The sequence below is a fragment of the Kitasatospora sp. NPDC086791 genome (genome assembly GCF_040685975.1).
In the GTDB taxonomy this organism is placed as follows: domain Bacteria; phylum Actinomycetota; class Actinomycetes; order Streptomycetales; family Streptomycetaceae; genus Kitasatospora.
The window spans coordinates 1-14,118 of sequence record NZ_JBFBOC010000023.1; the positions used below are offsets into that span (position 1 = coordinate 1).

A 14,118-nucleotide genomic window follows, 5' to 3' on the forward strand; every position below is an offset into this window, starting at 1 on the left:
GCCAGCCCTTCTCGCGGGCGATCCGGACCGCCTCGGTGCGGTTGCGGGCCTCGGTCTTCTGGATCGCCATCGACAGGTAGTTGCGCCGCCATGGCCGTCGCGCCGCGAGGGGAGACCACCGTGACACCGCCGGCCGCAGCCAGCGCCGCCGCCATCCGTACCGACGACCCGACCAACGACCCCGCCGCGGACAGTGCCGCGGCCGCCGACTCCCCGGCACCCGCCCCCACGGGGCTGCCCGGCAGCGGCGACGACGACCCCGACGAACGCACCGCGGCGGACGACCCCGCCGCTCCCGGCCGCACCCGCGCGGCCCACCCGTCTCCCGCAGGCGCCCGGTTCACCAGGCCCGGGGGGATGTTCTCCTCCCTGCGCGTTCGCAACTACCGTTACTTCTTCGCCGGCCAGGTGGTGTCCAACACCGGGACCTGGATGCAGCGGATCGCCCAGGACTGGCTGGTGCTCAGCCTCACCGGCAGCCCGCTCGCGGTCGGCATCACCACCGCCATGCAGTTCCTGCCGATGCTGTTGCTCGGCCTCTTCGGCGGCGTGCTCGCCGACCGGATGCCCAAGCGCCGGCTGCTGATCTACACCCAGGGCGCGATGGGCCTGCTGGCCGCCGGCCTCGCCGTGCTGACCGTCGGCGGCGTGGTGACGCCGTACTACGTGTACGCCTTCGCCCTGCTGCTCGGCCTGGTCACGGTGGTGGACAACCCGACCCGGCAGGCCTTCGTCTCCGAGATGGTCGGGCCCAAGGACCTCGCCAACGCGGTCAGCCTGAACGCCGCCAACTTCCAGACCGCTCGCCTGGTCGGCCCCGCCGTCGCGGGTCTGCTGATCGCCGCGGTCGGCAGCGGCTGGGCCTTCGCCGTCAACGCGCTGTCCTTCGCGGCGGTGATCGCCGGACTGCTGGCGATGCGGGAGAGCGAACTGCGCCCGACCGAGCCGATCGCCCGGGAGAAGGGCCAGTTGCGGGAGGGGCTGCGGTACGTCAAGGAGCGGCCCGAACTGCTCTGGCCGATGGTGCTGGCCGGCTTCATCGGGACCTTCGGCTTCAACTTCCCGACGCTGCTCTCCGGTTTCGCGTACGACACGTTCAAGGTGGGCGCCGGCCAGTACGGCCTGCTGAACACCGCGATGGCGGTCGGCTCGCTGGCCGGCGCGCTGCTCGCCGCCCGCCGGGGCGCGCCGAGGCTGCGCCGGCTGGTCGGCGCGGCGCTGGCCTTCGGCACGCTGGAGGTGGTCGCGGCCTTCGCGCCCGGCTACTGGACCTTCGCGCTGCTGCTGACGCTGATCGGGGTGTTCGGGCTGAGCTTCAACACCTCGGTCAACTCCATGCTGCAGCTGGCCACCGACCCCGAGATGCGCGGCCGGGTGATGGGCCTGCTGGTGCTGGTCTTCACCGGCGGCACGCCGATCGGCGCCCCGGTCGTCGGTTGGGTGACCGCCTCGTACGGGCCCCGGACCGGCCTGCTCGCCTGCGGACTGGTGTCCGCGCTGGCGGCCGGCGCGGTCGGTGTGGTGCTGGCCCGCAGCGCGGACCTGCGGGTGCGCTTCGACCTGCACCCGGGCCGCGGCGGCCGGGTGGTGGCCGTCGTGCCGCGGACCGCTCCGGCGCACAAGTCCGAGCTGGCCGCCGCCTGCTGACTGGACGTCACGTCAGGTCCCGTCACGGTGATCGGGCTGACGGGCTGACGTAGTGTCACACCCCCCGAGGGCTCGCCTCGGGGGGTTCGCGGCGTCAGAGCCGGATGGCGAGGACCTGGCCGGGCCAGACGCCGTTCGGCTGCTCGACCTCGAAGCTCTCGGTCTCGGTGAAGCCGAGTGCCCGGTACTGGGCGACCAGCTTGCGGTCGGCCCCGCCGTAGCAGTCGACCCGCAGCAGGCCGATGCCGCGCCGACGGGCCTCCTCGACCGCGTCGGCGATCAGCGCGGCGCCGATGCCCGAGCCCTTGCGGGTGCGGTCGGTGACCAGGTTGCGGACGAACAGCTCGCGCTCGGCCACGGCCGGGACGTACGTGCCGCGTTCCTCGGACAGCACGCAGGAGCCGATCGTGCGGCCCTCGTCGTCCACGGCGAGCCGGATCAGGAACGGCTCGCGGCCGTACTGCTCGATGTGTTCGACCCGGGCGGGCGTGCTGCTGAAGGGCTGGTCGCCCCACTGGCCGGTGCGGTCCCGGCCGACCAGCCAGGCCACGGCGCCGTCGAGCAGGGCGAGGATGTCGGGGACGTCCTCGGGGCCTCCGGTGCGGATCTTCATGCCGCTGGAATCGATCATGAAGCCGTTCTAGCCCAAAGCCGCGCGGGTGGGAAGGTGCCTGCGGTGGCGGTGGCGGTGGCGGCGGTGCCTGAGGGCTGGGAGCGGCCGCTGTCCGGGCGCTCCGCGCGGGAAGATGGGCCCATGAGGCTTTTCGTGGCGGTGCTCCCGCCGGTCGCGGCGTTGCAGGGGCTCTCCGACGCGGTCGCGCCGGTGCGCGGGCTGCCCGGGGCGGACCGGCTGCGCTGGACCACCGTCGAGGCCTGGCACCTGACCCTGGCCTTCCTCGGCGAGGTGCCCGCCGAGCGGCTGCCGGAGCTGGAGGCGGGCCTGGCCGCCGTCGCCGAGGTGCACCCGGTGCACCGGCTGCGGATCGCGGGCGCCGGGCGGTTCGGCGACCGGGTGCTGTGGGCCGGTGTCGAGGGGCAGACCTGGGCGCTGCGCCGACTGGCCGAGGCCGCCGCCGAGACCGCGGCCGAGGCGGTCGGGGAGCAGGCCGACACCTTCGCCTTCCACCCGCACCTCACGCTGGCCCGGGCCGGCTCCTCCCGCGGCCACCGGCGGGCCGTCCAGCGGGTCGCGGCGGCCGAGCTGGACGGCCTGGCGGCGGCGCTGGCGGACTACCGGGGGCCGGAGTGGGAGGCCGCCGAGCTGCACCTGATGAGGAGCGACCCGGAGGGCGGCTCCGCGCACTACGAGTCGGTGGCCTCCTGGGCGCTGGCGGACTGGGGCTGAGGCCCCGGGGCCCTCGCCGTCCGGCCCGGCGGGCGGCGGAGGTACGCTCGTTGACCGTGGATCCCAAGACTCGAATGCGCATCGTCTCCGGCACCCTGGTGCTGCTGTTGATCGTGGTGCTGATCAGCTCACTCGCCGGCCGCTAGCCGCCCGGCCGCCAGCCGCCGGCAGATCGGTTCGCTCATCGGCCGCCGGTCCGGTCCGCGGACGGCGTGAGGGCCACCACCCCGGGTGGGTGGTGGCCCTCACGCATGCCTCAGCGGGTGCTCAGAGCTGCTCGACCACGTAGTCGATGCACTGGGTGAGCGCCTCGACGTCCGCCGGGTCGATCGCCGGGAACATCGCGATGCGCAGCTGGTTGCGGCCCAGCTTGCGGTACGGCTCGGTGTCCACGATGCCGTTGGCACGCAGTGCCTTGGCGACCGCGGCGGCGTCCACCGACTCGTCGAAGTCGATCGTGCCGACCACCTGGGAGCGCTCGGCCGGGTTCGCCACGAACGGGGTGGCGAAGGAGGACTTCTCGGCCCAGGCGTACAGCCGGGACGAGGAGTCGGCCGTCCGGGCGACGGCCCAGTCCAGCCCGCCGTTGCCGTTCAGCCACTCCAGCTGGTCGGCCAGCAGGAAGAGCGTGGAGATCGACGGGGTGTTGTACGTCTGGTCCTTCGACGAGTTGTCGATGGCCGTCGGCAGCGAGAAGAACGGCGGGATGTAGCGGCCGGAGGCGGCGATCTCGGCGGCGCGCTCCAGGGCGGCCGGGGAGAAGGTGGCCAGCCACAGGCCGCCCTCGGAGGCGAAGGACTTCTGCGGGGCGAAGTAGTAGACGTCCGTCTCGGTGATGTCCACCGGCAGGCCGCCGGCGCCCGAGGTGGCGTCCACCAGGACCAGCGAGCCCTCGTCCGCGCCGGCCGGGCGCCGGATCGGCATCGCGACGCCGGTCGAGGTCTCGTTGTGGGTGAGTCCGTAGACGTCCACGCCGGCTTCGGCGACCGGCAGCGGGTGGGTGCCCGGGGCGGTCTTGATCACGCTCGGCTCGGCGAGCCACGGCGCGGCCTTGACCGAGGAGCCGAACTTCGAGGAGAACTCGCCGAAGTCCAGGTGCTGGGACTTCTCCCGCACCAGGCCGAAGGCGGCGATGTCCCAGAAGGCGGTGGAGCCGCCGTTGCCGAGGACCACCTGGTAGTCCTCGGGCAGCGAGAAGAGGCTGCTCACGCCCTCGCGTACGCGCTTGACCAGGTTCTTGACCGGGGCCTGGCGGTGCGAGGTGCCGAGCAGGGAGGTCTGGGTGGCGGCGAGGGCACTCAGGGCCTCGGGGCGCACCTTGGACGGTCCGCAGCCGAAACGGCCGTCTGCGGGCTTGATGTCAGCGGGGATCTGGATCTGAGCCACGCGCGCAGCCTACCGGCCGGGGACCGGGCGGGGGTACGGTCGTCCGCCCGCTGAGACTGTGATCTTGGCTGCTCGGGAACGCCGACAGCGGGCCCGGCCGAGGCCGGACCCGCTGGTCAGGGGCACTGTGCGGACGCTCGTCCGGTGCGGTCAGTGGACGATGGCGTCCCAGCCCTCGACCTCCTCGGGACGGCGCGGGCCGGGGCCGATGTAGCGCGCGGAGGGGCGCACGAGCCGGCCCGTGCGCTTCTGCTCCAGGATGTGCGCCGACCAGCCGGCGGTGCGGGCGCAGGTGAACATCGAGGTGAACATGTGGGCCGGGACCTCGGCGAAGTCCAGCATGATGGCGGCCCAGAACTCGACGTTGGTGGCCAGCACGCGGTCGGGGCGGCGGTTGTGCAGCTCCTCCAGCGCGGCCTTCTCCAGCGCCTCGGCGACCTCGAAGCGCGGCGCGCCGAGCTCCTTGGCGGTGCGGCGCAGCACGCGGGCGCGCGGGTCCTCGGCGCGGTAGACGCGGTGGCCGAAGCCCATCAGGCGCTCGCCCTTGTCCAGGGCGTTCTTGACCCACGCGGTGGCGTCGCCGGTGCGCTCGATCTCCTCGATCATGCCGAGCACGCGGGAGGGGGCGCCGCCGTGCAGCGGGCCGGACATCGCGCCGACCGCGCCGGAGAGGGCGGCCGCGACGTCGGCGCCGGTGGAGGCGATCACCCGGGCGGTGAAGGTCGAGGCGTTCATGCCGTGCTCGGCGGCCGAGGTCCAGTACGCGTCGACGGCCTTGACGTGCTTCGGGTCCGGCTCGCCGCGCCAGCGGATCATGAACCGCTCGACGACCGTCTCGGCCTTGTCGATCTCGCTCTGCGGGACCATCGGCAGGCCCTGGCCGCGGGCGGACTGGGCGACGTAGGACAGCGCCATCACGGCGGCGCGGGCGAGGTCGTCGCGGGCCTGCTCGGCGGAGATGTCCAGCAGCGGCTTGAGGCCCCAGACCGGGGCGAGCATGGCGAGCGCGGACTGCACGTCGACCCGGATGTCGCCGGAGTGCACCGGGATCGGGAACGGCTCGGCGGCCGGCAGGCCGGGGTTGAACTTGCCGTCGACCAGCAGGCCCCAGACGTGGCCGAAGGAGACGTGGCCGACCAGGTCGTCGATGTCGACACCGCGGTACCGCAGGGCGCCGCCTTCACGGTCGGGTTCGGCGATCTCGCTCTCGAACGCGACGACTCCCTCAAGCCCGGGTACGAAGTCGGACATGCGACGGCTCCTTCAGTTCTGCGATCGGCGCTCCGCCGTGGTGGGGCGGCGCACCAGTGACCGAATCGTGGTTGGCACTCGGTGCCAGAGTGACAGGCACGGGGTGCATTGCGCCATACACCGCCGTGGTGATGTTTGCCCTGGGGCCGCTTGACTTTTCCGTCGGGGGCCGGTCGTTCCCGGGAGAATCACCGGAACCAAGCGCCCGGTTCCGGACAATTCCCCGCACGACGGGCGGCCAAGCGGTGGCGAGTCACCTTATCTCCCACCGGGGTTTGTCCGGAGGTAGCGGTGCCGGTCGCTTGTCGTACGGGATGATGTTGGCGTGCAGACCCCGGAACGCGCCCAGTCGACGCCCCCGAGCCCCGCCACCCGGACCCCGGCCGGGGAGGCCCGCCCCGGCCCGGACCCCACCGTGATGCGCGAGCACTACGTCCACGAGGGCCTGGTCGAGGAGCAGCTCGCGCCCGAGCCGATCGGCCAGTTCACCCACTGGTTCCACGAGGCGGCCGAGGCCGGGGTGACCGAGCCCAACGCGATGGTGCTCTCCACCGCCGACGCCGAGGGACGGCCCAACTCGCGCACCGTCCTGCTCAAGGGCTACGACGCGCGCGGCTTCGTGTTCTTCACCAACTACGGCTCCCGCAAGGGCGCCGAGCTCGCCGCCAACCCGCACGCCGCGCTGCTGTTCCCGTGGCTCGCGCTGGCCCGCCAGGTGATCGTCCAGGGCCGGGTGGAGAAGGTCGGCCGGGACGAGACCGCCGCCTACTTCCGCACCCGCCCGCACGGCTCCCAGCTCGGCGCCTGGGCCAGCGAGCAGTCCAGCCCGGTCGGCGGGCGCGAGGTCCTCGAACAGCGCTACGCCGAACTGGAGCGCCGCTACCCGGAGGGCGAGGGCGTGCCCGTCCCGCCGTTCTGGGGCGGCTACCGGGTGATCCCGGAGAGCGTCGAGTTCTGGCAGGGCCGCGAGAACCGCCTGCACGACCGGCTCCGCTACCTCGCGGACCCGACCGACCCGACGGGCTGGCGGGTGGAGCGGCTCTGCCCGTGAGGGCGGCCGGGCCTGCGGAACCGGAGGTTCCGGGGGCTCCGGGGGCCCTGTCGGCACCGTGGGCCGACCGGGTCGACCCGGTCGCGGCGGCGCCGCGGAACTGATGGCCCGTCATGCCTCGGGTGTAGGATGCCCGTCGCGGACCTGGGTCGATGTACATCCGGCCAGCAACGCGCTGTGCCGGCACGATCGAGTGAGGGACTGATGGGCGTCACCGGTGCGGAAATCGCCGCTGGACTCGGCTCTGACCTGGTCGACGTCACCGCCCTGCCGCTCGAAGAGCTCGACGCCCTGCCCGACACCGTCCTGGGGGACCTGCTGCGCCGGGTCGTCGCGGACGCCCTGACCCCCGGCGCGGAGCCGCTCGCGGCCTTCCAGTCGTCGCTCGGCCGGTAGCCGCAGTCCTGGCCGTGCCCGCCGCTGCCGCCGCCGTACCGGTCATGCCATAGCAGTCGCGCCGTAGCGGGTAGTGCGGTTCCGGCGTGCGAGCCCTGGTGGCGCGCTCGCGCTCCCGTCGGCGCGCCCCCGGGCGCCGGAGCACTCCCGGTTTCGGGCGTGCGCCTGACCACCGGTTAAACCCCCGGCGGTCGCCGAATCCGCCAACTCACCAGCACGACTGGTGGAGTTCACGACATCCTGGGGTATGAAACCAGCGCCGTCGCGGCACCGTCGGGCACGGGGGGAACGGGTGATGGAGCACGAACAGCACAGGCCGTACTTCTTCTTCAGCTACGCGCGTCGTGACTTCGAGGCCGAGGACGCCTTCGTCAACCAGTTCTTCAACGACCTGCGCGACGAACTCGGCCGGCTCGTCGGGGCGGGCGTCCGCGTCGAGGAACTCGCCTACCGCGACACCGAACAGCTGCGGCTCGGCGACGACTGGGCCGAGCAGCTGGCGACGATGCTGGGTCGCAGCCGGACCATGGTCGCGCTCTACTCCCCGGCCTACTTCACCAGTCTGTACTGCGGCAAGGAGTGGACCGCCTTCCGCGGCCGGGTCCGCCGCCACCACGAGGACACCGGGGAGCTCATCTCGGCGCTCGTCCCGGTGCTCTGGGAGCCCGTCGTGCCCGGTGAGCTGGCCGACGAGGTGACCAAGATCCAGTGGGCCCAGCCGGACATGGGCGAGGCCTACGCCCGGCGCGGCCTGCGGGCCCTGCTGCGCTCCGCGCAGAGCGGGGCGTACGAGCAGGTCGTCCGGGTGGTCGCCGAGCGGGTCCGGGACGCGTCCGCGCGGCGGCTCGGCGAGCTGCCCGAGTTCGACCTCGGCGCGGTGCGCGGCTACTTCCCGCCGCCGGCGGCGCCGGCGACGGTCTCCACCCCGGGCATGGTGCGGCTGTTCATCGCGGCCGGCCGGGCCTCGGAGGCCGCCGCCGAGGGCGGCTCGTACGCGGGCGGCTGGTACGGCGCCAAGCCGTGGCACTGGGCGCCCTACCATCCGCCCACCCAGCCGTCGTTGGTGGCGCGCGCCCAGCAGGTGATCACCGCCGCCGGGCACGCCACCACGCTGGAGGAGATCGACGGCGGCCTCGGCGGGAAGCTCGACCAGGCCCGCGAGGACAGCCAGGTCAGCATCCTGCTGGTGGACCCGTGGGTGGCCGGCGGGGAGCGCTACCGCACCGCGCTGCGCGAGTACGACGACCAGAACCACCCGGCCACCGGCGTGATGGTGCCCACCGGCAGCGCCGATCCGGCCGACGGACCGGAGCGCGACGTGCTGTGGGCGGGCGTGCGCGGCGTCTTCCGGCGCAACTGGCTGCGCCGGAGCGACCTGGAACACCTGTTCCGGGTCAAAGTGAGCCGGGAGAGCTTCGACAACGATCTCACCATCATGGTGACGGTCGCCCAGAACAAGCTCATGGACGACAACTTGGATTGGGGGGACGATGGCGGCGACGCCTTCGGCTTCGGCCCCGGCGGCCCGGCCATGCCCGGGCTGGCCATCCCGGCCGGCCCGCCGGGGCCCCGCCAGGGTCCGTCCGCGTCGTTCGGCCCGGGCCAGGGCCCTGGCCCGAAGGACCTCCCGCACCAGAGTCGTGGCAAGGACAACGCTGTCCCACTGAGGGGAGACAAGGACGATGACCACTGAGCCCGGTGCAGAGCGTGAGCGCGGCGGACCGGGTTCGGTCGTCACGTTCTACTCCTTCAAGGGCGGTACCGGCCGGACCATGGCCCTGGCCAACGTCGGCTGGATCCTCGCCAGCCGGGGCCTGCGCGTCCTGGTCGTCGACTGGGACCTGGAGGCGCCCGGCCTCCACCGGTACTACCACCCGCTCCTGGTCGACCCCGAACTGCACTCCACCGAGGGCCTGATCGACCTGCTGCGCTCCTACGTCAAGCAGGCGCTGCCCTCCGCCACCGGGCCGGTCGGCCTCTCCCCGGCCGCCTGGCTGGACGAGCCGGGGCGCCTCGACGGCTACCTCTGCGGTCTCGCCCTCGACCTGCCGCCCGGCGGCCGGCTCGACTTCCTGCCCGCCGGCCGCCAGAACGCCGCCTACGCCGCCGCCGTCACCAGCTTCAACTGGCGCAGCTTCTACCACGGCCGGGACATCCGCGGCGGCGAGTTCCTGCGCGAGCTGCGCGAACGCTGGGCCCGCGCGTACGACTACGTGCTCATCGACAGCCGCACCGGCGTCAGCGACACCTCCGGCATCTGCACCGTCCTGATGCCCGACACCGTCGTCGACTGCTTCACCTTCAGCGCCCAGAACATCCGCGGCGGCGTCGACGCCGCCCGCGCCATCGCCGAGGCCGAGGAACGGGCGATCCGGGTGCTGCCGGTGCCGATGCGGGTCGAGGACGCCGAGCAGGAGCGCCTGGAGGCCGGACGCGACTACGCCCGCGAGGCCTTCGCGCCCTACCTCGGCCGCTGGCTGCCCGGCGACCGCCGGGCCGGCTACTGGGCCGACGTCGAGGTGCCGTACAAGCCGTTCTACGCCTACGAGGAGGTGCCCGCCACCGTCGCCGACCGGCCGCAGGAGGCCCGCAGTCTGCTCAACGCCTTCGAACGGCTGGCCGGTTGGATCACCGACGGGCGGGTCCGCACCCTGCGTCCGCTCACCTCCGACACCCGCCGCCGGCTCTACGGCGCCTACCTGCGCTCCGCCCGCGTCGTGCCGCGCCAGGTCTTCGTCAGCTACGCGCCGGAGGACCGGATGTGGGCCGAGTGGGCCGCCGGGACGCTCACCCGCTTCGGCTACCAGGCCTCCCTGCACAGTGCCGCCGAGCCCTACACCGGCCCCCGGCCGCCGGAGGTCGCCGGCCCGCTCGAAGGCCAGGGCCGGCTGCTCGCCCTGCTCTCGCCCGAGTACACCGCGCTGCCCCGCTCCGCCGAGGTCTGGCAGCTCCTGCAGGGGCGTGAACTCCTCTCCGGCTCACCGGCGTTGGTCGCCCTCCGGTTGCAGGACCCGGACGAGCCGGTGCCCCGCCCGTTCGCCGGGCAGGCCGCCCCCGACCTGGTCCGCTCCTCCGCGGCCGGCGCCGAGTCCCAGCTCTACGGCGAACTCGGCCCGCCGCCCGGCAGCAACCGCCAACTCGACTCCGACAGCGGCGAGATCATCGCGCCCGCGCGGTTCCCGGGCACCGCCCCGCAGGTCCAGGAGGCGCCCTCGCGCAACGCCGCCTTCATCGGGCGTGGCAAACTGCTCGAACTGCTCCGCAACCGCTTCACCGGCGGCCCGGCCGCCGTGCTCAGCCAGGTGCTCTACGGCTTCGGCGGCGCCGGCAAGTCCCAGATCGCCGCCGAGTACGCGCACCGGTTCAAGGCCGCGTACGACGTGGTCTGGTGGGTGCCCGCCGAGGAGCCCGCCAACATCCCGCAGAAGCTCGCCGAACTCGCGCCCCGGCTCGGCGTGCCCACCAGCGACGACGTCGCGCACACCGCCGCCGCCGTCCTCGACGCGCTGCGCCGCGGCCAGCCGTACCGCCGCTGGCTGCTCGTCTTCGACAACGCCGGGACCCCCGAGGAACTCGCCCCCTGGCAGCCGGCCGGCTCCTCCGGCGGACACGTGCTGATCACCTCCCGCAACCAGGGCTGGGCCCGGCACGCCGGCCTGGTGGAGGTCGACGTCTTCCTCCGCGAGGAGAGCGTCCGGCTGCTGCGCCGCTTCAACGCCGGCGTCTCCCCGGAAGACGCCGACCAGGTCGCGCAGCGCCTCGGCGACCTGCCGCTCGCCGTTGGCCAGGCCGCCGTCTGGCTCCAGGAGACGTCGATGCCGATCGCCACCTACCTCGAACTCCTCGACGAGGAGCTCACCGAGATGCTGGAGCGCACCCGGCTGCGCACCGCCGACTACCCGCACTCGGCGGCCGCGACCTGGCGCATCTCGGTCGAGGAACTGCGCCGGATGAACGCCCCGGCCGCCCAGATCCTGGAGATCTGCGCCTTCTTCGGCCCCGACGCCATCCCGATGCGGCTGCTGTACAGCCGTGCCGTCACCCGCGCCCTGCGGCTGCCCCCGCGGGCGCCCCGCGACAAGCTCGCGATCGGCGAATTCCTGCGTGCCATCAACCGGTTCGGGCTCGCCCGCACCGACCAGGGCAGCGAGACCATCACCGTGCACCGGCTGGTCCAGGCCGTGCTCCGGGACCAGGTCGAGGAGGAACGGCGGGCCGAACTGCGCGGCGTCGTCCACGCCGCGCTCGCCACCGCCAACCCCGGCGACCCGGACGTGCCCGCCAACTGGGCCGAGTACGCCGAACTCCTGCCCCACCTCTGGCCGTCCGGCGCCGTCGACAGCGCCGACGAGGACGTCCGGCAGTGGATCATCGACTCGGTCCGCTACCAGTGGAAGCGCAGCCTGCACGAGTCCGGCCGGGAACTGGCCGAGCGGACCCTGGAGCACTGGCGCCAGGACGGCTACGGCGGGCCCGACTTCGACGTCGACAACGACGCCCAGACCCTGATGCTGCGCACCCAGCTGAGCAACATCCGCCGCTCCCAGGGCGCCCTCCAGCAGGCGTACGAGATGGACCGGGACATCCTGGAACGCTTCACCGTGACCCTGGGCCCGGAACACTCGCACACCCTCGCCGTCGCCAACAGCCTCGGTGCCGACCTGCGCTTCCTCGGCCGTTACGACGAGGCCCGGACGCTCGACCGCCGGACCCTGGACGCCGCCCGGCGCACCCTCGGCCCGGACCACCCGCGCACCCTGATGATCACCAACAACCTCGCCGTCTCCGACTACCTGGCCGGCGACCGCCGGGCCGCCCTGGAGCGGCACCGCAGCAACTACCTGCAGCAGCGTGACGCGCTCGGCGCGCACAGCCTCTACGCGCTGTCCTCCGCCTCCAACTACGCCCGCGACCTGCGGGAGACCGGGCGGCTGCGGGAGGCCCTGGACCTGCTGGAGGAGACCGTCCGGATCTACCAGCAGACCATCGGCGACGGCCACACCGACACCCTGCGCGCCCGCAAGAACCTCGCCGTGGCACTGCGCCGGGCCGGCCGGTACCACGAGGCCCTGGAGATCGACGAGGACATCTACCAGCGCTACCTGGACATCAACGGCCCCGAGCACCCCGACACCCTGGCCGCCGCCACCAACCTGGCCAGCGACCTCAACGCCCTCGGCGACACCGCCCGGGCGATCCCGCTGGCCGAACGGGCGCTGGCGCGGTACCGCGACTACCTGGGCGAGAACCACCCGGTGACGCTGGCCGGCGCCAACAATCTGTCGGTCTACCTGCGACTGGCGGGGCGCACCCAGGAGGCCCTGGAGCTGTCCGGCCGTACGCTGGCGCAGTTCCGGACCGTCCTCGGCGCCCACCACCTCTACATCCCGATCGCGATGATGAACCACGCGAACGACCTGGCGCTGTCCGGGCAGACGCAGGCCGCGCTCGACGTGGAACTGGAGGCCGCGCCGCTGATGATCGAGGCGCTCGGCCAGGACCACTACGACTCCATCGGCATCAACTCCAACCTGTCGCTGTCGCTGGCCGCCGCCGGGCACACCGAACGCGCCGCCGAGCTGCGGTCGGACTGCATCCGGCGGGCGCGGGTGACACTGGGGGACGAGCACCCGACGACGGTGGCGGTACGGGCGGGGCTGCGGCTGGACTCCGACGTGGAACCCCCGCACGTGTGACCCGCAGGTGTGACAACGGGTCGGGCGGCGGGCCCGGCGGTGCTACGTTCGCGGGATGGTGGCGTTCCGGCAGTTCCTGCTGAAGATCCACAGTCGGTGCAACTTGGCCTGCGACTACTGCTACGTGTACGAGGGGGCGGATCAGAGCTGGCGCCGGCGGCCCCGGCGGATGGAACTGGCGACGGTCCGCCGCACCGCCCGGCGGATCGCCGAGCACGCGGCCGAGAACGGGCTGGACGAGGTCTCCGTGGTGCTGCACGGCGGCGAGCCGCTGCTCGTCGGTGCCCGCCATCTGGACGCCCTGCTCGGTGAGTTGAGCGGCGCGTCGGGCGGCGATCCGCATGCCGGCCCGGCGGCGGGCGGGCCGCGGGTGCGGTTCGGCCTGCAGACCAACGGGCTGCGGCTGCTGGACGAACCGGCGCTGCTCGACGTGCTGCACCGCCACCGGGTCGCCGTCGGGGTCTCCCTCGACGGCGCCCGGGTCGACCACGACCGGCACCGCCGACTGCCCTCCGGCGCGGGCAGCTGGGCGCGGACCGCCGAGGCGGTGCGGCTGCTCGGCTCGGACCGGCACCGGGAGCTGTTCGCCGGATTGCTCTGCGTCGTCGACCTGGCGGCGGACCCGGTGGGCACCTACGAGGCGCTGCTGGAGTTCGCGCCGCCCCGGCTCGACCTGCTGCTGCCGCACGGGACCTGGGCCGCCCCGCCGCCCGGGCTGCGGCCGCGCGCGGTGCCGCACGCGCCTCCGTCGGGTGCGGACCCCGCGCCGTACGGGGAGTGGCTGATCGCCGCCTTCGACCGCTGGTACGGCGCGCCGCAGCGGGAGACCGGGGTGCGGCTGTTCGAGGAACTGGCCGTGCTGCTGCTCGGGGGCCGGGCGGCCAGTGAGGCGGTCGGGCTGGCCCCGGTCGACCTGGTGGTGGTCGAGGCGGACGGCACCATCGAGCAGGCGGACAGCCTCAAGGCGGCGTACGACGGCGCCCCGGGCACGGGCCTGGACGTGTGGCGGCACGGTTTCGGGGAGGCGGCCGCGCACCCCGCCTTCCGGGCCCGTCAGCGCGGCCTCGCCGGGCTCGGGCCGGTCTGCGCCGGCTGCCCGCTCGCCCGGGTGTGCGGCGGCGGGCTGTACGCGCACCGGTGGGCGGGGGACGGGTTCGGGCATCCGTCGGTGTACTGCGCGGACCTGGACCGGCTGGCCCGGCACATCGCGGGGCGGCTGCGGGCGGGGGTCGCCGGGCTGGCGGTGGCCGGGCGGACGGGATGACCGGGCGTCGTCGGGTGCGCCCCGGTTCTCCGGTGGGTGCCCCGGTGGGGTCCGGCGGGGGACGTGGCGGGCGGTCGGCTCA

10 protein-coding genes and 1 pseudogene are annotated in these 14,118 nt (G+C 73.7%); 7 read left to right on the plus strand and 4 right to left on the minus strand.

Annotated elements, in window-relative coordinates; all coding sequences use genetic code 11:
- Positions 1-85 (minus strand): annotated as a pseudogene (locus AB0Q99_RS25300) (DNA-binding response regulator); the annotation flags it as partial.
- 272 nt (positions 86-357) lie between these two features.
- On the opposite strand from AB0Q99_RS25300, the gene AB0Q99_RS25305 reads away from it, so the two are divergent.
- Positions 358-1,647 carry an MFS transporter gene (locus AB0Q99_RS25305; RefSeq protein ID WP_363575557.1) on the plus strand — a complete coding sequence of 430 codons (1,290 nt, stop codon included), beginning with the start codon at positions 358-360 and terminating at the stop codon, positions 1,645-1,647.
- Positions 1,648-1,741: 94 nt separating this feature from the next.
- On the opposite strand, the gene AB0Q99_RS25310 is transcribed toward AB0Q99_RS25305, so the two are convergent.
- Positions 1,742-2,278 (minus strand): GNAT family N-acetyltransferase, encoded by a 537-nt coding sequence (locus AB0Q99_RS25310; RefSeq protein ID WP_363575424.1) that lies wholly within the window; start codon positions 2,276-2,278, stop codon positions 1,742-1,744.
- 123 nt (positions 2,279-2,401) lie between these two features.
- Between AB0Q99_RS25310 and thpR the strand changes: the two genes are divergently transcribed.
- Positions 2,402-2,992, plus strand: a complete 591-nt coding sequence (thpR, locus tag AB0Q99_RS25315; protein ID WP_363575426.1) for an RNA 2',3'-cyclic phosphodiesterase — start codon at positions 2,402-2,404, stop codon at positions 2,990-2,992.
- A 267-nt stretch (positions 2,993-3,259) separates the two neighbouring features.
- Here thpR and serC read toward each other — a convergent pair whose 3' ends face one another.
- Both serC and AB0Q99_RS25325 read right to left on the minus strand, forming a co-directional pair.
- The gene (serC, locus tag AB0Q99_RS25320; protein WP_363575428.1) at positions 3,260-4,378 is read right to left on the minus strand and encodes a phosphoserine transaminase; all 1,119 of its coding nucleotides are present in this window, start codon (positions 4,376-4,378) and stop codon (positions 3,260-3,262) included.
- A 150-nt stretch (positions 4,379-4,528) separates the two neighbouring features.
- Complete coding sequence (locus AB0Q99_RS25325; protein WP_363575430.1) at positions 4,529-5,629, minus strand: citrate synthase 2; 1,101 nt, start codon at positions 5,627-5,629, stop codon at positions 4,529-4,531.
- Positions 5,630-6,047: 418 nt separating this feature from the next.
- Here AB0Q99_RS25325 and pdxH point away from each other — a divergent pair, with 418 nt between their 5' ends.
- The 5 genes from pdxH (at position 6,048) to AB0Q99_RS25350 (ending at position 14,036) form a co-directional block, all read left to right on the plus strand.
- Positions 6,048-6,680: a pyridoxamine 5'-phosphate oxidase gene (pdxH, locus tag AB0Q99_RS25330; protein WP_363575559.1), complete on the plus strand. Its 633-nt coding sequence runs from the start codon at positions 6,048-6,050 to the stop codon at positions 6,678-6,680.
- Positions 6,681-6,884: 204 nt separating this feature from the next.
- A complete protein-coding gene (gene fxsA / locus AB0Q99_RS25335) occupies positions 6,885-7,076 on the plus strand; it encodes an FxSxx-COOH cyclophane-containing RiPP peptide (protein WP_363575432.1) in 192 nt (63 codons plus the stop codon).
- Positions 7,077-7,371: 295 nt separating this feature from the next.
- The gene (locus AB0Q99_RS25340) at positions 7,372-8,769 is read left to right on the plus strand and encodes a TIR-like protein FxsC (RefSeq protein WP_363575434.1); all 1,398 of its coding nucleotides are present in this window, start codon (positions 7,372-7,374) and stop codon (positions 8,767-8,769) included.
- Entirely contained in the window at positions 8,759-12,772 is a 4,014-nt protein-coding gene (gene fxsT, locus AB0Q99_RS25345; protein ID WP_363575436.1) for an FxSxx-COOH system tetratricopeptide repeat protein, read from the plus strand. The genes AB0Q99_RS25340 and fxsT overlap by 11 nt, the downstream gene beginning before the upstream one ends.
- 55 nt (positions 12,773-12,827) lie before the next feature.
- Positions 12,828-14,036 carry an FxsB family cyclophane-forming radical SAM/SPASM peptide maturase gene (locus AB0Q99_RS25350; protein ID WP_363575438.1) on the plus strand — a complete coding sequence of 403 codons (1,209 nt, stop codon included), beginning with the start codon at positions 12,828-12,830 and terminating at the stop codon, positions 14,034-14,036.
- Positions 14,037-14,118: the final 82 nt, after the last annotated feature.

What these genes read in the sequence shown, in the direction of transcription:
- AB0Q99_RS25305 (WP_363575557.1), top strand. Translation starts at nt 358, where the DNA reads ATGTTCTCCTCCCTGCGCGTTCGCAACTACCGTTACTTCTTCGCCGGC.
- AB0Q99_RS25310 (WP_363575424.1), bottom strand. Translation starts at nt 2,278, where the DNA reads ATGATCGATTCCAGCGGCATGAAGATCCGCACCGGAGGCCCCGAGGAC.
- thpR (WP_363575426.1), top strand. Translation starts at nt 2,402, where the DNA reads ATGAGGCTTTTCGTGGCGGTGCTCCCGCCGGTCGCGGCGTTGCAGGGG.
- AB0Q99_RS25325 (WP_363575430.1), bottom strand. Translation starts at nt 5,629, where the DNA reads ATGTCCGACTTCGTACCCGGGCTTGAGGGAGTCGTCGCGTTCGAGAGC.
- pdxH (WP_363575559.1), top strand. Translation starts at nt 6,048, where the DNA reads ATGCGCGAGCACTACGTCCACGAGGGCCTGGTCGAGGAGCAGCTCGCG.
- fxsA (WP_363575432.1), top strand. Translation starts at nt 6,885, where the DNA reads ATGGGCGTCACCGGTGCGGAAATCGCCGCTGGACTCGGCTCTGACCTG.
- AB0Q99_RS25340 (WP_363575434.1), top strand. Translation starts at nt 7,372, where the DNA reads ATGGAGCACGAACAGCACAGGCCGTACTTCTTCTTCAGCTACGCGCGT.
- fxsT (WP_363575436.1), top strand. Translation starts at nt 8,759, where the DNA reads ATGACCACTGAGCCCGGTGCAGAGCGTGAGCGCGGCGGACCGGGTTCG.
- AB0Q99_RS25350 (WP_363575438.1), top strand. Translation starts at nt 12,828, where the DNA reads ATGGTGGCGTTCCGGCAGTTCCTGCTGAAGATCCACAGTCGGTGCAAC.